This window comes from Sutcliffiella horikoshii (assembly GCF_008180725.1).
Taxonomy (GTDB): domain Bacteria; phylum Bacillota; class Bacilli; order Bacillales; family Bacillaceae_I; genus Sutcliffiella_A; species Sutcliffiella_A horikoshii_B.
The window spans coordinates 438,434-457,289 of the sequence record NZ_VTEV01000005.1; the positions used below are offsets into that span (position 1 = coordinate 438,434).

An 18,856-nucleotide genomic window follows, 5' to 3' on the forward strand; every position below is an offset into this window, starting at 1 on the left:
ATAATTATAAGTAACGTTGAAAAATTAAAAATACAATCTACTTGACTTTACCATGGATTCTTGGTGGATTCAAGTATTTTTTGGGTCGAGGGGACAGGCACCTCGGCCCTTTTTGTGTTTATTTCAGTAAGAAAGCCAGGAGTTTTGGCACTCTCAGCTTATTATCCGGTGCCCCCCCAATATTAAGGAATATTTAAGCTTTGCTCCTTGGAATATATGTTAATTTATAAACATATACGATAACTCCTAGAGGTGCATCAAAATGAAAAAAACTAGAGGCTGGAAAAGAAGAGTTCGTCAGTTGGATAAACTTATAGAAACTCATTCTTCTTTTGATACCCAACAATTAACGGAGTATAAAGTGGATAACTTAAAGTTGTTCTCCTATCATGATATTCACCCTGTACCTGCATGGTATAAAAAGAAAGTAGTCTCCGCCATGCTAGAACTGTATAAAATGTGGAAAGAACAAGCTGCTGCAGAACTGGATGAATTCTACATAAGGCTTCATATTCACTCCCAAAACATCTTTAATTCTGAAATAATTTTAGCAATAGATGACCAAATGGAAGTATATAAAGAGGGGTTCCACAACGAAAAAAAGGAACCATCTTTACCATCTTGGTTAAACTCTAAGGATGAATGGAAGACGTTTCACTTGCATTCTACTTGGTTAGAAGATGAGCTGGATACTTTATCAGATCAAGAAAAAAACGCTTTACTTCAAAGGCTTGTGGAAACAAAAAAAGCACCCGACTACAATGGTAACATGATCAAGATATATGTAATCAATGAAGAAATGGTGTACTTTTTGGAGTCAGTTTGGGGACAGGCACGCTGATCAATATAATGTTTGAATAAGCCCGAAAGCCGAGAGTACCAAGTGTTCTCGGCTTTTTACTCATCTTTATGCGCCTTCCTGTCTATTCCTTAAGGAACCTTAAGATTTCTCCTCAGAGAGAAATTGGAGAAAGAGACAGGCAAACGCAAAATCGGGCTTCAAGCAAGCACAATACATTCACAATAAATATGGAGCTAACACTAGATTAAAAGAATAAGCAGAGAAGGAGTAATTCATTGCAAATTTTACCTTACACATTTATTAAAAAACAATTGACAGAAGTAAAATATATTTTGTATTATATGTTTAAACACTTAAACATTTAAATACTTTAACAAAAAGGAAGGTAATTTATATATGACGAAAACAGCTTTAATCACAGGCGCATCTAGTGGACTTGGGTTGGACTTTGTAAAATTATTTGCCAATGATAGCTACAACTTAGTAGTAATAGCACGCAATGAAGAAAAGCTTCTAGAAATAAAGAGAGATTTCCCAAACATTAACGTTACCGTAATTTCTAAGGACTTAAGCAAGCCTAATGCAATTAAAGAAATAGTGGATGAAATGAAATCACAGAATATCTCCGTGGATGTATTAGTAAACAACGCCGGTTTTGGATTATTGGGATCCTTTGAAAGGCTGAATATTGAGCAGCAATTAAATATGATCCAGCTCAATGTTTCCTCCTTAACTGAATTAACGTATCATTTGCTGCCAGACCTGAAAAAGAGTAAAACCGGAAAAATATTAAACGTAGCGAGTACTGCAGCATTTCAACCAGGACCTAACATGGCCGTCTACTATGCAACAAAAGCTTTTGTTCTATCCTTTTCGGAAGCATTGGCTGAAGAGTTAAAAGAAGATGACATCACAGTAACTACTCTATGTCCTGGCGCAACCAAAACAAACTTTAGCTCAGTTGCAAAAGTAGAAAACACGAAAATGTTTAGCAATGCTATGTCCTCTGATGTTGTAGCACAACAAGGATATCATGCGTTAATGCAAGGAAAAGGTGTGGTGATAACGGGCGGTTTTAATAAAGTTGGGGCATTGGCCGCCAAATTTTTACCAAGACGAACAGCAGCTAAAGTTGCGAAGCTTGTCATGAAAGAAAACTAAACTAAATCCATAAATGAGGCCACATCCATGACACAAAAAGCAATAGATGTTTTTCGGTCCTGTATTCCGTTGTTTACAACATTAAGTGATCCTGCCAGGCAAGATATCATATTACTATTGGCAGAACACGAAAGCCTTAGTGTTGGAGAAATTGCAAACACGTCCTCCCTTTCTCGACCGGCCATTTCTCACCATTTAAAAATATTAAAAGCCAATCGACTGGTACAAATGGAACAAAAAGGAACCATGCGCTATTATTCGTTAACCTTGGAAACTAGTGTGAGCCAGTTGAAAGCATTAGTTGATATTGTGGAGAGTGATTGCATGGGTTGAGGGGACAGGCACGACGACCCATTCCCCCATACACATACGCAGGAAAGCCGAGAATCCTTGAGATTCTTGGCTTTTTTTCATGCTAGAAAATTTCTTAAAAGTCCATTCATTATGTTATGATATTTAAGTTATTTATCTATTATCCTACACATGCACATACAGCTTAGAAAAGAGGTATTTATGCAATCTGAGAAATTAACGAGGCAACATTGGTTGCTTATTTTAACCCTATCTTTATTAACATTTGTTCTTGGTACAAGTGAGTTTGTTATAGTGGGAATCTTGACGGATATATCTTCAAGCCTTGATATGTCTAATGCTAAAGCTGGTACGCTCGTTTCTGCGTTTGCGATTACGTTTGCCATCGCCACCCCGATTGTGATGTCCGCAACCAGTCATTTCCCAAAGCGTAAATGGATGTTGGTGTTGATTGGAGCGTTCATTATTTTTAATGCTCTATGCGCCGTTTCCACATCTTACACGATGCTGCTTGCTTTTCGGATTTTGACGGCCATAGTAACAGGGGTCTTGATTTCCTTGGCCATGATTGTGGCAAGTGAAACCATGCCGGCAGCAAAGCGTGGACTTGCGATATCTTTTGTATTTGGTGGTTTTACTCTTGCAAATGTTATTGGAGTACCAATCGGGACGGTCGTGGCATCCTGGTTCGGATGGAATTCCACATTCATGTTGACGACCATACTGGGAGTGTTGGCGTTCCTGGCTTCCTATTTTGTCCTGCCAAGAAAGCTCAGCCAAGTTCGAAGCTCCATCAAAGATCAGTTCTCGTTGTTAACCAACCCGAGAATATTGATCGCCTTTTTCATTCCCGCGCTAGGATTTGGGGGGACCTATGTCGTTTTCACGTATCTTGTTCCTATCTTGGAGGGAATGGGCGCACCAAGCTATTCCATTAGTTTAATTCTTTTTGCGTACGGATTCATCTCGATTTTCAGCAATATCCTGGCAGGTAAAATAGCCAGCCATAATGCAATCGGTCGCCTTCGATTTGTGTTTCTTGTACAGGCAGCTGTATTGATTAGCTTATTTTGGACCATTAATCATTTTGGACTGGGACTTGTCAACATTGGATTGATGTCTTTAATGGCCATTCTTTTAACTACATCCACTCAGCTTTACCTGATAGATCTAGCCAAAATTTATCAACCAACAGCAACTGGACTCGCTGCTTCCCTCATGCCAGTGGCAAGTAACGTCGGCATTGCGTTTGGTTCTGCACTAGGCGGAATCGTATACCATAATGTGGGCCTCATTCATGTCACTTGGGTAGGCGGTGTTGTTGCGGTTGGTGCGAGTCTTCTGACGTTTTTGAGTTATTATTTAGATCAGAAAGAGGGTTCGAGGGGACAGGCATTCTGATCCATTTTTTCACCATATAAACGCACGAAAGCCGAGAATCGCAGGTATTCTCGGCTTTTTGTTATATTTGGGTATACCTGGGTCACGGTGCCTGTCCCTACAGCGCACCTTCAAATTCATCCAACAATGCACGTACTTCATCCGTTGATTTTGTGTTCATGAGTTGATTTCTCAGTTCTCCGGCTCCACGGAAGCCTTTCACGTAAATTTTGAAAAAGCGGTGAAGCTTAGACATGTTGCGCGGTACTATTTCCGCATAATAATCTTGAAGGTCCAGTTGCAACCTTAGGAGATCTAAATACTCCTTGCTAGTGTGTTCTTTCGGCTCTTTTTCAAAAGCAAAAGGATTCTTGAAGATACCACGTCCAATCATGACGCCATCAATGCCATATTTATCGGCAAGCTCTTGCCCAACTTGACGGTTAGGAATATCTCCATTAATGGTTAGCAACGTATCCGGTGCAATGCGGTCACGTAACTCCTTGATTTCCGGTATCAATTCCCAATGCGCATCAACTTCGCTCATTTCTTTTCGCGTTCGCAAGTGAATGGATAGGTTGGCAATATTCTGTTCTAAAATATGCTTCAACCATTCCTTCCACTCATCTACTTCCGTAAAGCCAAGTCGTGTTTTGACGCTGACAGGAAGTCCACCCGCTTTTGCTGCCTGAATTAGTTCGGCTGCTACATCCGGTCTTTGGATAAGGCCGCTCCCTTTCCCTCTAGTCGCCACATTCGGCACAGGACAACCCATGTTAATATCTATTCCTTTAAAACCAAGCTCCGCCATCCCAATACTCATCTGACGGAAATACTCAGGATTGTCTCCCCAAATATGTGCCACCATCGGCTGTTCTTCTTCTGTAAAAAGTAAACGCCCGCGCACGCTGTCTTTTCCTTCTGGATGACAATAACTATCGGAGTTTGTGAACTCAGTAAAGAACACATCCGGTCGCCCAGCTTTCCTTACCACCGTGCGAAAAACTACATCTGTCACATCTTCCATCGGCGCTAGCACAAAAAACGGCTTCGGTAAATCACGCCAAAAATTATCTATCATATCAAACTCAAATCCTCTCGTCATAATTGCAACTTCTAATACCCGTTCAAAAATTTCACACTAAATAACTTTATAACATGCTTCCTCCCTAATTTTCAAACACTAGTATTTGGAATTACTGCTAAATGAAAAATGTATTGCGGTTTCCATGGTATACCATAATTAAAACAAAAACGACTCAACACTGAAAAAATGTAGAGTCGTTTAGCCCGCCTAAATTTATATCAATTTTACTCCTGATTCTTAAACACGGCAAATGGAACCATAAAAGGATAATAAGCTGCAACAATATCTTTTGTGGAGCCTTATTAAAAAGGGACTCCGACAACGATAATGTCTGGGAACCCACATTTTTCTATCTAATATTCTCTTATGACACAGCCTTTATAAACCTCCTCTATGTCAAAACCTTTGTCCATTCCCATAGAGAGTTCCACTACTTTAGACAAAAGGTTTTCCTCCATCATCGAGTGTATATATAAAAATTCTGTGGTACCTTCTTTTGTTTCTTCCACTTCTTGATAAGAATTAAGTTGATAAAAATTAATGGCTTCTTTCACCAGTTTTTTGATGCAATCGACATTTTGCTGATCAAAAGGTTCCATCCTGTCCATTGTATGTTGGACAAAGTCGTGTAAATTTGCGCTCATATATATTCTCCTTATGGTGATTTCCCTAAGGATACCATAACCTCTAGACTGAATAATATTCTCCCGTTTCTACATCAGCGATATATGCAAGGTTAGGTATGTCATTTGTAATGAATGGATGACCTTTCAGGAATTTTTTGTTTTTCTCCAAAACAACCTGCACTTTTAAAACCAGTAACACTTTTGCCCTCCTAGGAACGAAATTTTGAAGGATCCCCTTTATTTTCCTTTCACTAGACTCATTTTGGCACAAACGTTCAAAGTGCCATCATAAATTTCCTTCTAAACGTTTACCTATTATTTCTTAATAATGGACAAATGACTAACCTGTTTCTATCCCATTGAATACTATAGATAGACAATATACTCAGAGAAGGGGATGAACAGCTTGGAAGAACTCATTATGCCGTGGGATGATGCTGATGAAACCTTAGGTGAATTTTATGTTCCGCCATATATAGAGGAAATGGCAGACGAAGTAATTAAGCATTATGATTTCACCGTGAGTAGTAGGGTAGTTATTACCACGAAGGCAGATAAAGGCGGACTGATATGGAAAATCGAAACAAACAAAGGTCCAAAAAGCTTGAAAATACTCCATCGAAGACCGACACGGAGTTTATTTAGTATAGGGGCACAGGAATATTTAGTGAACGAAAAGAATGCTCGAGTGCCTGCGATTATCAAGACAAAAAGTGATAGTAATGTCGTAGTAATGGGGGGTAAGATTTGGTTCGTAGCTGAATGGATCGAACCACTTCAACCAGTTTCTGCAGACATAGAAGGGGCAAAGCTATTGAGCAATGCAATCGGAGAATTTCATCAACTTTCAAAAGGATATGTTCCCCCTAAAGGAGCAGAAGTCGCTTCAAGGCTTTACCGTTGGCCAAAAACGTATCAAAAAGTGATGAAAAAAATGACATGGTTCCGAGATATTGCCAAGTTATATTCGGAAATGCCTGCTAGTAAGACCATTTTGAACACGGTTGATATGTTTGAAGAGCAGGCTAAGAACGCCATAACAAAGCTGGAAGAATCGCCTTATAAACAGCTTGCCGCATTAGGCAATGAAGAATGGGGATTAGTTCACCAAGATTATGGATGGTCGAATGGCCAAATGGGTCCAGGAGGAATGTGGATTATTGATCTGGATGGAGTGGCGTATGATATCCCGATTCGAGATTTACGAAAATTAATCGGCGGGTCGATGGATGATCTCGGTAAATGGGATATTAATTGGATTGTTGCCATGCTGGATGCATATGATGAGGCCAACCCGATTACAGACGAATTATTCGAAATCCTGTTAGTCGAGTTTTCCCTTCCTAACCTTTTTTACAAGAATGTAAAAGATATCTTATTTGAGCCAACTATCGCCTTAAGTAGCGAGCTTGATGCTGTCGTAAACAGAATCGTTGAAATCGATCAAACCAAGTGGCCCGTGCTTGAACAATTACACGCAGAATGGAGAGGGGGAAAAAGAAAATGAAGGTACTCATCGTTAGTACGGAAAAGCTTCCAGTCCCACCAGTAAAAGGCGGTGCAATCCAAACATATATTTCAGGAGCTGTTCCGAGCTTAAAACAAAAACATTCGATAACGATAATAGGGCGGCAAGATGAAACCTTGCCTGATAAGGAAACAAAAGATGGTATTCAGTATGTAAGAGTTCCAGGAGGACTATTAGAGACTTATCGGGCAGGGGTAGTCGAATACATCAAAGACCAGTCTTTTGACTTAATTCATATTTTTAATCGTCCTCGTCTTGTTTTACCCATCCGGGAAGTAGCACCGAAATCAAGAATCATCTTGAGTATGCACAATGACATGTTTAAACGCGAGAAGATTACTCCTGAGGAAGGCAAGGAAGCCATTGCACAATTAGATAAAATTATTACCATCAGCAATTAACATCATCGCGACATCCACACCTTCAAAGGCACCTTCGTTGATGAGATCGATTTTCCCCCCTACACCTTCTTCATCGTGGGTGCCTATTACGGATACTTCGAACGGCTCATCAACCTCCATCTGTGCAAGCGCTAAACCGGCTGCGACACCGGCGACACCAATAAGATGGTGCCCACACGCATGACCCACATCCGGCAGGGCATCGTATTCTGCGCAGAACGCGATATGGGGACCGCCTTCTCCTTTTTTCTTGTTGGCAATAAACGCTGTTTCGAAAGGTCCCACTCCTCGTTGAACCGTGAAGCCTTTTTCCTCTAAATAATCACATAAAGCTTTAGAGGATTTATACTCTTTTCCTCCCAGCTCCGGGTTTTGCTGGATATAGGTACTTAATGCGACTAAGCCTTCTTTTTCCCGTTCTAAGATGGCATCGATTTGTTCTTTTGGCACAAACATTCACTCCTTAGTTAAGCTCTTCTGCAAAATGACAGGCTGCAAAATGGTTCTCGCTGTATTCCACTAGTGGTGGTTCCTCCGCTTTGCATTGTTCTTCCGCAAACGGACATCTTGTATGGAACCGGCATCCGCTTGGGACATTGCTTGGGTTAGGTGTTTCTCCTTTTAGAATCATCCGCTTCCGTTTTTCTCCGGCCACGGTTGGTTTTGGCATGACATTAATCAATGCTTTCGTGTATGGATGGAGGCTTGCGGAAATCACCTTATCAACATCACCAATCTCGACAATTTTTCCTAAATACATGATGGCGATCCGGTCAGAAATTAACCAGGCAAGCGAGATATCATGGGTGATGAACAAATAAGAGATGCCTTTTTTATCACGGAGATCCACCATCAGTCGTAAAATATCAGCACGGACCGAAACGTCCAGCATTGACACCGGTTCATCTGCCACGATAAATTCCGGGTTCAAGATCAGGGCTGCCGCAATGACGACCCGTTGGCGCTGTCCGCCGCTTAGTTCATGAGGATAACGGTACAAATATTGCTCCGCTGGTCTTAATCCAGCCCACTCTAACGCTTCTTTGACCTTTTCCTTTTTTTGTTGTTCATTTTTGATAAGGCCATTAATTTCTAACGGCTCTGCCACGATGTCGATGATTAGAAACTTGGAGTTCAGTGACTCATATGGATCCTGAAAAATCATCTGGGCTTTTTGCCGGAATGCTTGAAGCTGCTTCTTATCCTTTTGCAAGATCGGATTGCCGTCGTAGGTGATATCTCCTTCCACATTCTCAAGCAATTGCAGGATTGCTTTTCCTGTTGTCGTTTTCCCGCTGCCACTTTCCCCAACGAGCGACAAGATTTCCCCTTTATTAATATCAATATCAATGCCGTCCACCGCTTTGACGCGTTTTTTTTCCTTTGAGAGAAGCCCTTTTAAAAAGCCAGTCTGTAAATCGAAGTGGACGCGCAAATCTTTTGTCTTAATGAGACTTTTCATCTTACTCCCCCCTTAAGTGACAGGCGACATAATGATCTTCGGCTATTTTTCTGAGTTCTGGCGTCGTCCGCCTGCACTCCTCCGTTGCATGCTCGCAGCGCGGATGAAAATAGCAGCCTGTTGGCGGGTTGATTAAATTGGGCGGAGACCCGGGAATTGATTCCGTCATTTCCCGTTTTCCGTGAATATCCGGGAACGCTTTAACAAGCTTTTGCGTGTAAGGGTGGGAGCTGTGATTGATCACGTTTTCCACCGTTCCCGTCTCTACGATTTTCCCGGCATACATCACCACGGCTTTGTCACACGTTTCCGCCATGACGGATAGGTCATGTGTAATGAGAATGAGCGACATCCCAAGCTCTGCCCGCAGCTTTTCCAGTAATTCCAATATCTGTGCTTGCACCATGACATCGAGCGCCGTTGTCGGCTCGTCGCCTATTAATATTTTCGGATCGCAGGCAAGAGCCATCGCAATCATAACCCGTTGCTTCATTCCGCCACTAAATTCGTGGGGATATTGGTCGATTCGCTCTGGATCGATTTCAACTAGCTCCAGGAGCCCCTTCGCTTTTTTCCTGGCTGCCTTGTAATCGAGTTTGTTGTGGTACATCATCACATCGGTGAGCTGTTCGCCGATTTTTTTGACGGGATTTAAGGCATTCATAGCCCCCTGGAAGGCAATCGCAATTTCATTCCAGCGATAGCGCCTGATTTGGTTGTCATTTAACACTGCTAAATTTTTCCCATTATAATTGATCTCCCCGCCAGCGATCTCCCCTTCCTGTGGAAGAAGGCTGGTTATGGATAGGGCAGTGGTCGTTTTCCCACAGCCGGATTCGCCAACGAGGCCAATCGCTTCGCCCTTTTCAAGTGTGAAGCTGACATCGTCCACTGCTTTGACGATTCCTTCTTTAGTATGAAAATAGGTTTTTAGGTTTTTAACTTCTAGAAGACTCATCATCTATCTCCTTTTTAGCTTTGGGTTCAAAATTTCATCAAAGGCATACCCGATAAAGGTAAAGCCAAGTACCACCAGCACGACACATAATCCCGGCGCCATCAAGTACCAGTACGCCCCAAGACTTGCAGCGCCTGATTCAAAGGCATAATGGAGCATCATGCCCCAGCTTGGCTGTGTTGTATCTCCCATTCCTAAGAAGCTCAAGGTTGTTTCAGATAATATCGCCACAGCCGAAACGAGTACGGTGTTGGCGAAAATCAAAGGAAATACGTTCGGTAAAATATGTTTTCTCATAATATAGAAGTGATTGGCCCCGATGGAGCGAGCACGCTCAATGAACTGCCTTTCTTTGATTGAAAGGGTTTGGGAGCGAACTATCCGGGCCGTTCCTGGCCAACTCGTTAAGCCAATGACCAATATGATGTTCCAGAGGCTGGCACCGAGAATAGCGGTTAAGACGAGGGCAAGTGGCAGCCATGGTAGCACCAAAAACACGTCGGTTATTCTCATTAACAATGTATCTACTTTTCTTCCATAATAGCCAGAAGCGATCCCGACCACCGTTCCGACAAACATCGAAATTAAGGTGGAGATAAATCCGACCATAATCGAGATTCTGGCACCTAAGATGACGCCTCCTAACACATCTCTGCCAAGGTCATCGGTTCCGAGCAAGTTGTCCCAGGTAGGGGGGCTTAGCACGTCCGCTACCCCGTATTCCTTTGGATCATAGTCGGTTAACAGTGGACCAAAGATTGCAATCAGCACGAAGAATCCGAGGATGATTGCTCCTGAGTACCCCATTTTGTTTCGGATAAATGTTGAGAGAAATTCTTTTGTTTTCTTTGCTGCAATGATATGTTTTTGTTCCATCTTGTTTCACCCTAGGCTTTATTATTTATTCGTGGATCCAGGTAACCATATATGATGTCCGCACAAAGATTGGCAAGCACGACACAGACACTGACAATAAGGAATATCCCTTGTAGTAACGGATAGTCTCTGTTGTTTAATGCTTCATACATCAAGCGCCCCAAGCCTGGCCACGAAAATACCGTTTCAATTTGAATAGCGCCTGCAATCATAAAACCGATGTTGATTGCGATGATGGTCACCATGGGGAGCATCGCATTTGGCAGCGCATGTCTTCTGATAATTAATTTTTCCGAGAAGCCTTTTGCTTTCGCAGTGGTGATATAGTCCTCTGTCAAAACCTCAAGTAAGGAATTACGCATGATCAAGACAAATTGCCCAATTAAAACTAGGGCCAATGTTAAGGTTGGTAAAAATAAATGTTTGGACACATCCAGTGCCTTCTCAAAAGAATTGGCAAATACCGCACCTGCTGTACTCATCCCGCTCGTTGGAAATAGATTCAGTGTGACACTAAAAAAGACAACCAGCATGATTCCAAGCCAAAAGGTAGGCATCGCGTAAGTAATCAGAGAAAAGGTTAAAGAGATAATATCAATTTTCTTCCCTCGTTTAGACGCCGCCACAATCCCAATGAACATTCCAGCAATGATTGCGACGATTGTGGATAATCCTACGAGTAAAAGCGTCGGGACCAGTTTTTCGCCAATGACTTGAATAACTGGCTCTTTGGCCATAAAGGACATTCCGAGATCGCCTTGGGCCAGCTGCTTAAAATAGAGCCAGAACTGGACGTACATGGGCTGGTCGACTCCAAATAACACTTTGATTTTTTCAATCGCTTCCTCGGAAGCATTCGGGTTCCGCACAATCATGGCTAACGGGTCTCCCGGCATGACGCGAAAAAGAAAGAAGTTAATGATTAACACGAGGAAGATTGTCACCATGGATTGGAAGAGTTTTTTCATTAAATAGTATTTATTCATCGATTTCACCTTCGCCTTTGTAACAAAGGGCAAAGTAGCTTCGCACTTTGCCCTTTATTTTTCTTACATATCGTCGTCAATTGACACATCTTTTTTCTTGCGTTTTACAAGGAACATCCCAGTCATAATCACGGCTGCCACCATGACAACGGCAATGATTGCTCCGGCGTTACCGGATGCTTCTGCATTTTCATTAGTGTCCGATGCAGTAGCTACGGTACCATCCTCAGTGTCAGCAACTTCTTCCCCAGCTGATGCTAATTTCACATTTAAATAGTTTTCGTGATTGAAAGAATAGAAGTAGACCCCTGCTACTTTTGTCCAGCCTTCCCATTTGTCGGTATTCACAGCTTGAAGAGCGTTGTCATACAAAAGGATGATATATGGGGCATCCTCGTATAACATCTCCTGCATTTCATGAACGACCTTTTGTCTTTCCTCTTTATCTATGATCGTTTCTTGTTTTTCCAGTAGCTTGTCGTATGCTTCGTTGGCATAGTAAGAGTCGCTTAAGTTCCCTATTTCCTCAGAGGACATTACATTTAGAATCGTAGTTGGGTCGGCATCTGTTCCCCATCCCCATATGAACATATCAAAGTCGGCATTATCATAGATTCGGTCGCCCAAAAGTCCATCATCAACTGTTTCAAGCTTCACACCAATTCCCACATCTTCTAGCATGCTGCTAATCATTTCCCCAGCACGGACCTCCTCAGAAGTTTTCGAACGAACCATTAATTCAAACTCTAGTGGCTCTCCATCCGCTTCTCGGATTCCATCCCCATCTTCGTCCGTAAATCCGGCATTATCTAAGATTTCCTTCGCTTTTTCCGGATCAAAGGAACGCAGGTTTTCCGGGTTGTAGTGCCAGAAATCTAAGCTTGGTGGGATTAATGTCGATCCAGGTGTTGCTTGACCGGCATAAGCCACATCAATGATTTTTTGTTTATCAATCGCATAACTCATCGCATGACGAATGTCTTTTTCACGAAGGAGTGGATTTCCTTTTGAATTGTCATCTGGCCAAGTGTTAATGGAAAGCTCCGTAAATCCGTGTGTGGTCGCAGAAACCACTTCCATGCTTTCCTCTGCGTCCAGCACTTTCACTTGGTTTGCTCCAATATTGATGGCTGCATCGATCTCGCCTATTTTTAAGGATTGCGTCAAAGTATCTGTGTTAGCATAAAGAACGAATACTAGGCTATCGACGTTGGCTGGTTTGTAGAAGTAGTCCGGGTTCTTTTCCAGCTTGATATACTCATCTTTCTTGAATTCACTAAACTTAAAAGCACCTGTTCCAATTGGGTTTTGATTTGGCCATGTTTCCAGGTCGGCCATCGAGATGCCTTCCCAGATATGCTTGGGTAAAATCGGCGTCGTGCTTTGCAGCATGTTCGCTTTCGGTTCCTCTGTTTTTATAACGACCGTCAGCTCATCCGGTGTTTCAATGGAGGTGATTCCGTCCAAGTACCCAGCGTATAAGCCTAAGCCGCTTTCTTGTAAAGTTTCATAGGTGAACTTTACGTCTGCAGAAGTGAATGGAGTCCCATCATGCCATTTGACTCCCTCTTGCAGATTAAACGTCCAAGTTAAATTATCATCACTTACCTGCCAATCCTTCGCCAATCTACCAACAGGCTCGACATTATTATCAAAGGCAACTAATGGATCATAGATTAACTTAAAGATTTCAGTCGCGGAAATCGTCCACGCTAAAAACGGACTCAGACTATCTGCCTCTGCTGTCCAACCGATTTTCAAGGTCGCTGCCTCCTCTGCATTCACCTTGCTCATTGGTAGTACAATGTAACTGAACACCAAGATGACAGTTAATAATATACTTCCTAGCTTTTTCATCCTTTTTCCCCCTCTTTTTTTATGGAAAAGCTGCTTTCGCATTAAATAACCCCCTTAATACGAAAACTGCCCTACTTCACACCAGATTCTGTTACAAATAGCTTTTTATTAGTTGCATCTAGATACGCATTCACGCCCATCGGCAAGGTTGCAAGGTCTTCGGTATGGCCAATCGGAAGTCCATGGATTGCAGGAATTCCTAATGGTTCAATAAAGTCATATAAGATATCTTCCAAGCTAAAGGTCACGTGGAAGCCCGGATCCATTTTCTTCGGCTCACACAAAGTACATTCGCCAATGACAATTCCGGCGGCTTCCTGTAGCTTGCCAGCATGGAGTAGGTGTGTGAACATATGGTCGATATTCCATGGTTCTGACCATACCTCTTCCAGGAAAAGAATCTTCCCTTTCGTGTCAATCTCATATGGGGTGCCAAGTGAAGCACAGACGAGCGTCAGGTTTCCTCCTACCAGCTCTCCTTCTGCTTCCCCCTTGTTAATCTGATTGATCCACTTCTTCTCATTTGCTTTGCGTATTTCCCCAATTGGCTCCGTTTCCATCAATGCTTTAAAAAGGAACTCTTTTCGATAATCAGTCAAATCCTCCGAGTTAAAACCCGCCATCCCAGGTCCATGGAAGGACACTAAGCCTGTATATTTTTGGATCGCAAGGTGGATAGAGGTGATGTCACTATAGCCAATAAAAATCTTCGGATTGTTCCTCACAAGCTCGAAATCTATGTACCTGAGCATTCGTGCTGAGCCATATCCACCCTGTGTGACAAAGACGGCATCGACCTGATCATTCCGGAACATCTCATTGAAATCATGGGCCCGCTCCTCGTCCGTTCCCGCTAAGTACTCATGCTTGTTATGGACATTTTCCCCGACCACGACACGGAAGCCCCACTCCTCTAGTGTCTCGATGCCGCGAATGATATCGCTCCGGTTATAGTGTGGACTCGCGGGGGCGACAATTCCAATCGTATCTCCTTTCTGGAGTCGTTTTGGTTTAATTTTTTCCATCTGGAAGTCTCCTTTCTAGTAAACTTTCTTATAGCCCAAATCCCGCGAGATTTCTTCTGCGGCAAGAAGCAACGTTTTCAGGTATGCTTGTCGTTTATCTTCACTGAAAAAGTGCTCAGGGCCAGTTATGGCAATCCCTGCTTCTAGCTTACCTTCGTAGTTATAGACCGGGGCAGCATAGGCAACAGCGCCTAATTGCAGCTCTCCTTCTGATTTGGCATAGCCGTGCTGACGAATGGACTCGATGTCATTTTTCAGCTCTTGCCTTTGCGAGATGGTAATTGGCGTAAAGGTTTTGAACGTGTCTGATAATCGATCAAACTCTCTTTCTGGTAAATAAGCTAAAATTAATTTAGACAAGGCCCCTGCATAAATGGGTAGCTTTTGCCCGACCTTAATTTCAAATCCAAAGTTATGGAATGATTCAATGTTGACTAAACACAGTGCCTCCCCATCATCATAAATGCTTAAATTGACATTCATTTCCGTCTTTTTCGCCAATCTTTGCAAATAAGGAGACGCCTTTTGTACCAGGTCAAGCCCTTGGATAAGGATTCCTGCAACCCGGACAAATTGCATCCCCGGGCGGAACTTCCCGGATATTTCATCCTGTTCCAGATATCCTCGCTGCAAAAGCGATTGGACATTTCTGTGAACGGTTGTCAGTGGCAACCCCGTTTTTTTTGAGATGTCTACTAGTGTAAGCTCGCGTTCTCTTAAGGAAAACGTCTCAATAATATCAAGTGCACGGTCCACCGCCCTCACACCTGTTTTACTTTTATCTACTGATGGTGTCATGTTTTCGATCCCTCCTTTCAGCAAAAATGTTAAGTTTGTTGATTCCGCATAGTGGAAACACGTTTCCGTTTCTTTGTTATAAAAAATTTATTCTGTTACCAGAATAAATAGTACAAACTTCTGAATATTTTATATATTCAGAACATATTAAAGCGCAGAAAAATGCCTTGTTTCAATACAACATCACATATTCATCCGTAAGTGTGAATCCCAACGCCTGATAAAACAAATGCAGATGTGGCAGTGTGGCATCGTAGAATAAAAACGGTGTTCTCTGTTTTTTATGTAAGTGATTTGCTAATGCTCTTGTGCATGCCAATCCATACCCTTTTCCACGAGAATCCTTATCGGTATAGATCCCACCGATTAAGGCATTTTGGGAGGTTTCGGAATGTGCCATTGCAATGGAAACAACCTTACTGCCTTCTTTTACGATAAAAGCAGAACCATTTCTAATAATGTTTGGCAGCCGCTCCGGAACTTCAATCATAATGTCTTTGACTGCATAAAATTCCTCAATGGCAGGTATATGGTCAAATGTTGCCTGATTGACCGGCGAGTTGGTTGGTAATGGTGATTGATTGGTCCTACTTAAATATCCGTAACAATAGGGATACGTTTGTCGATTCGGCATGTCGCCCAGATGTAAAAGTATATCAGCTCTGCCATATAAATAAGTGGATGTAGTTTTGATTAGGTGTTGCTTGAGGAGTGGTAGATAGTGTTTGTCCATTATGGAAATTCCAGTATTCAATGGACTAAAATACTGTACGGCTACAAGCTTGTGGTGGTCATAATACCCATAAAATCCAAATCGTTTGTCTTCATTATGTAAGTACTCCAGATACTCGTAGAACTGTAAATTGTTCCTTCGATCTTTTTCTATGAGCTTTACAAGTTCACGTTGATTACGCGTGTTCAATACCCTTTTTTCGAAAATATCCCATCACTCCTGATTCGCTTCCACTTGTTTCCATTAGATGGAAATACGTTTCCGTTTTTGTTGTTGTAATCCATTATACATAGATTAACGATCTATTTCAAATTTTCTAATAATTTTAATGGTTTTTTAGTCCAGTTTTTGGGACTTTTTATGGGGATTGACCCTTAGAGCGATGGGGTTTTGGGATGGTGCAAAAATTTTTGGGTTAATTTTTTTGGGGACAGGTCCCTTTTCCCCATTTGAAGTGGGCTTAAAGCAAGGAACCACCACTTGCTTTCTTAAAAAACCCTTGGACCTATTGGGCCAAGGGTCATATAGAACATGTTAATTTCAACTAAAGTCGGCTGCCCTAGCTTTTGAAAGCATTCATTTTAACTTTATTAACGCGACTGCCTCGACATGAACCGTATGAGGAAACATATCCACCGGTTGCACCTCAACCGTCTGATATCCCCCATCCTCCAACACTCTTAAATCTCTCGCAAGTGTCGCCGGATTACAGGATACATACACTACCTTCTTCGGCTTCATTTCCAGAATGGTTTGGAGTAATGCTTCATCACAGCCTTTACGCGGTGGATCTACCACTAACACGTCCGCGGTGTTGCCTTCCTTATACCATTTCGGGATCACGACTTCCGCTTCGCCCACTGCGAATTGTGCATTTGTGATTTCGTTTAGTTCTGCGTTACGTTTTGCATCTTCAATTGCTTCTGGCACGATCTCGACGCCGAACACTTTTTTCGCTTTTTGGGCCAGGAACAAGGAGATGGTTCCGATACCGCAATAAGCATCAATGACGCTCTCTTCACCTGTCAGTTCGGCATACTCGAGCGCTTTATCATACAGGACCTTCGTTTGCTCCGGATTGACCTGATAAAAGGATCTAGCTGAAATGGCAAACTTGATGTCTCCGATGAAATCATAGATGTACTCATTTCCCCAAAGTACACGCGTTTCGTCTCCGAAAATTACGTTCGTTTTCTTCGTGTTTACGTTTTGCACGACTGATTTCACTTCTGGTAGGGCGGCAGTGATTTCTTCCACAATCGCTCTGCGGTTGGGAATGTCTGGTGTGCGGGTGATAAGCACAACCATCACTTCGCCAGTCACTAACCCATAACGGGCCATCACATGTCGCAGCACGCCTTTATGTGTTTTTTCATTGTAAGCACGCACACCATGCTTGTCACAAATTTTACGGACGGTTTGAACGACACGGTCGTTGATTTCCTGCTGGATCAAGCATTCCTTCATATCGATGATCTCGTGGCTGCGCTGTTGGTAGAAGCCTGCAATCAGGCCACCTTCGCGTTCCCCAATTGGAACCTGGGCTTTGTTTCGGTAGCGCCACGGATTGTTGTCCATGCCTAGAACCGGATGAACCGGCACGTCTTTTAGGTGTCCGATGCGTTGTAGGACATCCTTGACTTGCTTTTGCTTGGCAACAAGCTGACCTTCATAGCTCAGGTGTTGAAGCTGGCAGCCTCCGCATTGCTTGTATATCGGGCACGGAGCGTCGACACGAAAAGGGCTTGTCTTGTGGATTTCCTCAATCCGGCCGAATGCGTAGCCTTTTTTTACTTTTATAATTTTGACTTTAATTTCCTCGTCTGGAAGTGCATTTTGGACAAAAATCGGAAAACCATCTATTTTTGCTACGCCGGCACCGTCATGAGTTAAATCCTGTACGGTGACATCGTAGTATTCATTTTTTTGAACAGGTACTGTCATGTATTTTCTCTTCCTTCACGTTTAAAATCGCTGTTCCGATTGTACCACATGAAGTGGGGGCTTGCTATTTGTTTGTCTAATCACTTTTTCTATTATGTACTGATATCCATATAGAACAACTGCTAAAATTACAGTAATACACCAGTACATACTTGGTGACATCCTTTTTAATTTAAATATTCCTACCTTTTTCAAGAAGCCACCAAAAAGAAATATATTTATCCAATCTAACACTATATTTGTAATTAAAAATTTTCGAAAAGAACCGTATGTTAACTTAAAGATCCACAGTGTTCCAATAAAGTGCGCACCTAAAATATATGTAAGATCTATTGGCGCATTAGAAAATAGAGGGTTATTGTTTTTAAACCATTTTTTTCGGTTAGCAATTATGGTAAATATACTTATAACTAGGTTAGCGAAAGTTGCTACGGGCAAAAAACGGACAAATGATTTCACTCCTATAAAAGGAACAGTTAACCATGGAAAAATTAACACACTTAAAGAAATGATCATTCTTTTATTAAGCATATACCTACTCCTAAAAACGGACTTTAAAGATATTATTAACAATTTCTAGAAAGACATGTACGATAAAAAATTGCTTACTGGTTGAATATGTTAAAATTAGAATAGTTTTATGAAGGAGAGGTTGCCAAATGACCATTGTTGCTTTTTTAATAATCGCATGGGTACTAAGCTGGTTCGGTTTTAATCGCCTGTTTGTTCAAGCATTTAATGAACTATTTAATAAGGAAGTTTCCAACGCCAGCTACTACTTTATTTTCTTTTGCATCGGTGTTATTGGAGATTTGATTTTATTTTTCAGGGGGCACTACCCGTTTGATTTGTAAAGAGAAATTGGGAAAGGGTGAAGTTCTCTAATTTTTATGTTATACACTTTTCGGCTCAGGTTCTAC

20 protein-coding genes and 1 pseudogene are annotated in these 18,856 nt (G+C 42.0%); 7 read left to right on the forward strand and 14 right to left on the reverse strand.

From position 1 onward, the window contains the following. Window positions 1-262 precede the first annotated feature (262 nt). The 4 genes from FZC76_RS14495 to FZC76_RS14510 all read left to right on the forward strand — a co-directional run bounded on the left by FZC76_RS14495 (window position 263) and on the right by FZC76_RS14510 (window position 3,676). Entirely contained in the window at window positions 263-841 is a 579-nt protein-coding gene (locus FZC76_RS14495; protein ID WP_148988876.1) for a hypothetical protein, read from the forward strand. Between the two features lie 357 nt (window positions 842-1,198). After that, entirely contained in the window at window positions 1,199-1,963 is a 765-nt protein-coding gene (locus tag FZC76_RS14500) for an SDR family NAD(P)-dependent oxidoreductase (RefSeq protein WP_148988877.1), read from the forward strand. Window positions 1,964-1,990: 27 nt separating this feature from the next. Further along, on the forward strand, window positions 1,991-2,296 hold the full coding sequence (locus FZC76_RS14505) for an ArsR/SmtB family transcription factor (RefSeq protein WP_148988878.1): 306 nt from the start codon (window positions 1,991-1,993) through the stop codon (window positions 2,294-2,296). A gap of 180 nt (window positions 2,297-2,476) precedes the next feature. Beyond that, window positions 2,477-3,676 (forward strand): MFS transporter, encoded by a 1,200-nt coding sequence (locus FZC76_RS14510; RefSeq protein ID WP_148988879.1) that lies wholly within the window; start codon window positions 2,477-2,479, stop codon window positions 3,674-3,676. A 97-nt stretch (window positions 3,677-3,773) separates the two neighbouring features. Here the strand turns inward: FZC76_RS14510 and FZC76_RS14515 are convergent, their stop codons facing one another. From FZC76_RS14515 to FZC76_RS23105, 3 genes are all read right to left on the reverse strand, one after another. Beyond that, entirely contained in the window at window positions 3,774-4,760 is a 987-nt protein-coding gene (locus FZC76_RS14515; RefSeq protein WP_148988880.1) for a tRNA dihydrouridine synthase, read from the reverse strand. A gap of 335 nt (window positions 4,761-5,095) precedes the next feature. Then, a complete protein-coding gene (locus tag FZC76_RS14520) occupies window positions 5,096-5,386 on the reverse strand; it encodes a DUF6407 family protein (protein ID WP_148988881.1) in 291 nt (96 codons plus the stop codon). A 43-nt stretch (window positions 5,387-5,429) separates the two neighbouring features. Continuing rightward, window positions 5,430-5,567 carry a hypothetical protein gene (locus tag FZC76_RS23105; protein ID WP_187442084.1) on the reverse strand — a complete coding sequence of 46 codons (138 nt, stop codon included), beginning with the start codon at window positions 5,565-5,567 and terminating at the stop codon, window positions 5,430-5,432. A gap of 222 nt (window positions 5,568-5,789) precedes the next feature. Here FZC76_RS23105 and FZC76_RS14525 point away from each other — a divergent pair, with 222 nt between their 5' ends. Beyond that, complete coding sequence (locus tag FZC76_RS14525; protein WP_392396843.1) at window positions 5,790-6,875, forward strand: CotS family spore coat protein; 1,086 nt, start codon at window positions 5,790-5,792, stop codon at window positions 6,873-6,875. Beyond that, window positions 6,872-7,294 (forward strand): annotated as a pseudogene (locus FZC76_RS14530) (glycosyltransferase family 4 protein); the annotation flags it as partial. The gene FZC76_RS14525 and the pseudogene FZC76_RS14530, both read left to right, overlap by 4 nt. On the opposite strand, the gene FZC76_RS14535 reads toward FZC76_RS14530, so the two are convergent. The 11 genes from FZC76_RS14535 to FZC76_RS14585 all read right to left on the reverse strand — a co-directional run bounded on the left by FZC76_RS14535 (window position 7,268) and on the right by FZC76_RS14585 (window position 18,467). Then, complete coding sequence (locus FZC76_RS14535) at window positions 7,268-7,747, reverse strand: zinc-binding metallopeptidase family protein (RefSeq protein ID WP_148988884.1); 480 nt, start codon at window positions 7,745-7,747, stop codon at window positions 7,268-7,270. The pseudogene FZC76_RS14530 and the gene FZC76_RS14535 sit on opposite strands and share 27 nt — an antisense overlap. Window positions 7,748-7,760: 13 nt before the next feature. Next, window positions 7,761-8,759: an ABC transporter ATP-binding protein gene (locus tag FZC76_RS14540; protein WP_148988885.1), complete on the reverse strand. Its 999-nt coding sequence runs from the start codon at window positions 8,757-8,759 to the stop codon at window positions 7,761-7,763. A 1-nt stretch (window position 8,760) separates the two neighbouring features. Continuing rightward, complete coding sequence (locus FZC76_RS14545) at window positions 8,761-9,720, reverse strand: ABC transporter ATP-binding protein (protein WP_222928513.1); 960 nt, start codon at window positions 9,718-9,720, stop codon at window positions 8,761-8,763. After that, window positions 9,721-10,593 carry an ABC transporter permease gene (locus FZC76_RS14550; protein WP_148988886.1) on the reverse strand — a complete coding sequence of 291 codons (873 nt, stop codon included), beginning with the start codon at window positions 10,591-10,593 and terminating at the stop codon, window positions 9,721-9,723. An 11-nt stretch (window positions 10,594-10,604) separates the two neighbouring features. After that, window positions 10,605-11,579, reverse strand: coding sequence for an ABC transporter permease (locus FZC76_RS14555; protein ID WP_148988887.1), 975 nt, complete (start codon window positions 11,577-11,579; stop codon window positions 10,605-10,607). Between the two features lie 63 nt (window positions 11,580-11,642). Next, a complete protein-coding gene (locus FZC76_RS14560) occupies window positions 11,643-13,436 on the reverse strand; it encodes an ABC transporter substrate-binding protein (RefSeq protein ID WP_187442085.1) in 1,794 nt (597 codons plus the stop codon). Window positions 13,437-13,507: 71 nt separating this feature from the next. Then, on the reverse strand, window positions 13,508-14,461 hold the full coding sequence (locus tag FZC76_RS14565) for a S66 peptidase family protein (RefSeq protein WP_148988889.1): 954 nt from the start codon (window positions 14,459-14,461) through the stop codon (window positions 13,508-13,510). 15 nt (window positions 14,462-14,476) lie between these two features. Then, complete coding sequence (locus FZC76_RS14570; RefSeq protein WP_148988890.1) at window positions 14,477-15,259, reverse strand: IclR family transcriptional regulator; 783 nt, start codon at window positions 15,257-15,259, stop codon at window positions 14,477-14,479. A 172-nt stretch (window positions 15,260-15,431) separates the two neighbouring features. Continuing rightward, window positions 15,432-16,181, reverse strand: coding sequence for a GNAT family N-acetyltransferase (locus tag FZC76_RS14575; RefSeq protein ID WP_148988891.1), 750 nt, complete (start codon window positions 16,179-16,181; stop codon window positions 15,432-15,434). Between the two features lie 387 nt (window positions 16,182-16,568). After that, window positions 16,569-17,936, reverse strand: a complete 1,368-nt coding sequence (rlmD, locus tag FZC76_RS14580; protein WP_148988892.1) for a 23S rRNA (uracil(1939)-C(5))-methyltransferase RlmD — start codon at window positions 17,934-17,936, stop codon at window positions 16,569-16,571. 21 nt (window positions 17,937-17,957) lie between these two features. Further along, on the reverse strand, window positions 17,958-18,467 hold the full coding sequence (locus FZC76_RS14585) for a hypothetical protein (RefSeq protein WP_148988893.1): 510 nt from the start codon (window positions 18,465-18,467) through the stop codon (window positions 17,958-17,960). Window positions 18,468-18,595: 128 nt separating this feature from the next. Between FZC76_RS14585 and FZC76_RS14590 the strand changes: the two genes are divergently transcribed. Continuing rightward, complete coding sequence (locus tag FZC76_RS14590) at window positions 18,596-18,790, forward strand: hypothetical protein (protein ID WP_148988894.1); 195 nt, start codon at window positions 18,596-18,598, stop codon at window positions 18,788-18,790. Window positions 18,791-18,856: the final 66 nt, after the last annotated feature.

Excerpts from the sequence above, each read along its gene's own strand:
- FZC76_RS14590 (WP_148988894.1), top strand. The coding sequence starts at position 18,596 with ATGACCATTGTTGCTTTTTTAATAATCGCATGGGTACTAAGCTGGTTC.
- FZC76_RS14545 (WP_222928513.1), bottom strand. The coding sequence starts at position 9,720 with ATGATGAGTCTTCTAGAAGTTAAAAACCTAAAAACCTATTTTCATACT.
- FZC76_RS14505 (WP_148988878.1), top strand. The coding sequence starts at position 1,991 with ATGACACAAAAAGCAATAGATGTTTTTCGGTCCTGTATTCCGTTGTTT.
- rlmD (WP_148988892.1), bottom strand. The coding sequence starts at position 17,936 with ATGACAGTACCTGTTCAAAAAAATGAATACTACGATGTCACCGTACAG.
- FZC76_RS14495 (WP_148988876.1), top strand. The coding sequence starts at position 263 with ATGAAAAAAACTAGAGGCTGGAAAAGAAGAGTTCGTCAGTTGGATAAA.
- FZC76_RS14570 (WP_148988890.1), bottom strand. The coding sequence starts at position 15,259 with ATGACACCATCAGTAGATAAAAGTAAAACAGGTGTGAGGGCGGTGGAC.
- FZC76_RS14560 (WP_187442085.1), bottom strand. The coding sequence starts at position 13,436 with ATGAAAAAGCTAGGAAGTATATTATTAACTGTCATCTTGGTGTTCAGT.
- FZC76_RS14585 (WP_148988893.1), bottom strand. The coding sequence starts at position 18,467 with ATGCTTAATAAAAGAATGATCATTTCTTTAAGTGTGTTAATTTTTCCA.
- FZC76_RS14515 (WP_148988880.1), bottom strand. The coding sequence starts at position 4,760 with ATGACGAGAGGATTTGAGTTTGATATGATAGATAATTTTTGGCGTGAT.
- FZC76_RS14565 (WP_148988889.1), bottom strand. The coding sequence starts at position 14,461 with ATGGAAAAAATTAAACCAAAACGACTCCAGAAAGGAGATACGATTGGA.
- FZC76_RS14525 (WP_392396843.1), top strand. The coding sequence starts at position 5,790 with ATGCCGTGGGATGATGCTGATGAAACCTTAGGTGAATTTTATGTTCCG.
- FZC76_RS14555 (WP_148988887.1), bottom strand. The coding sequence starts at position 11,579 with ATGAATAAATACTATTTAATGAAAAAACTCTTCCAATCCATGGTGACA.
- FZC76_RS14520 (WP_148988881.1), bottom strand. The coding sequence starts at position 5,386 with ATGAGCGCAAATTTACACGACTTTGTCCAACATACAATGGACAGGATG.
- FZC76_RS14550 (WP_148988886.1), bottom strand. The coding sequence starts at position 10,593 with ATGGAACAAAAACATATCATTGCAGCAAAGAAAACAAAAGAATTTCTC.
- FZC76_RS14510 (WP_148988879.1), top strand. The coding sequence starts at position 2,477 with ATGCAATCTGAGAAATTAACGAGGCAACATTGGTTGCTTATTTTAACC.
- FZC76_RS14500 (WP_148988877.1), top strand. The coding sequence starts at position 1,199 with ATGACGAAAACAGCTTTAATCACAGGCGCATCTAGTGGACTTGGGTTG.
- FZC76_RS14540 (WP_148988885.1), bottom strand. The coding sequence starts at position 8,759 with ATGAAAAGTCTCATTAAGACAAAAGATTTGCGCGTCCACTTCGATTTA.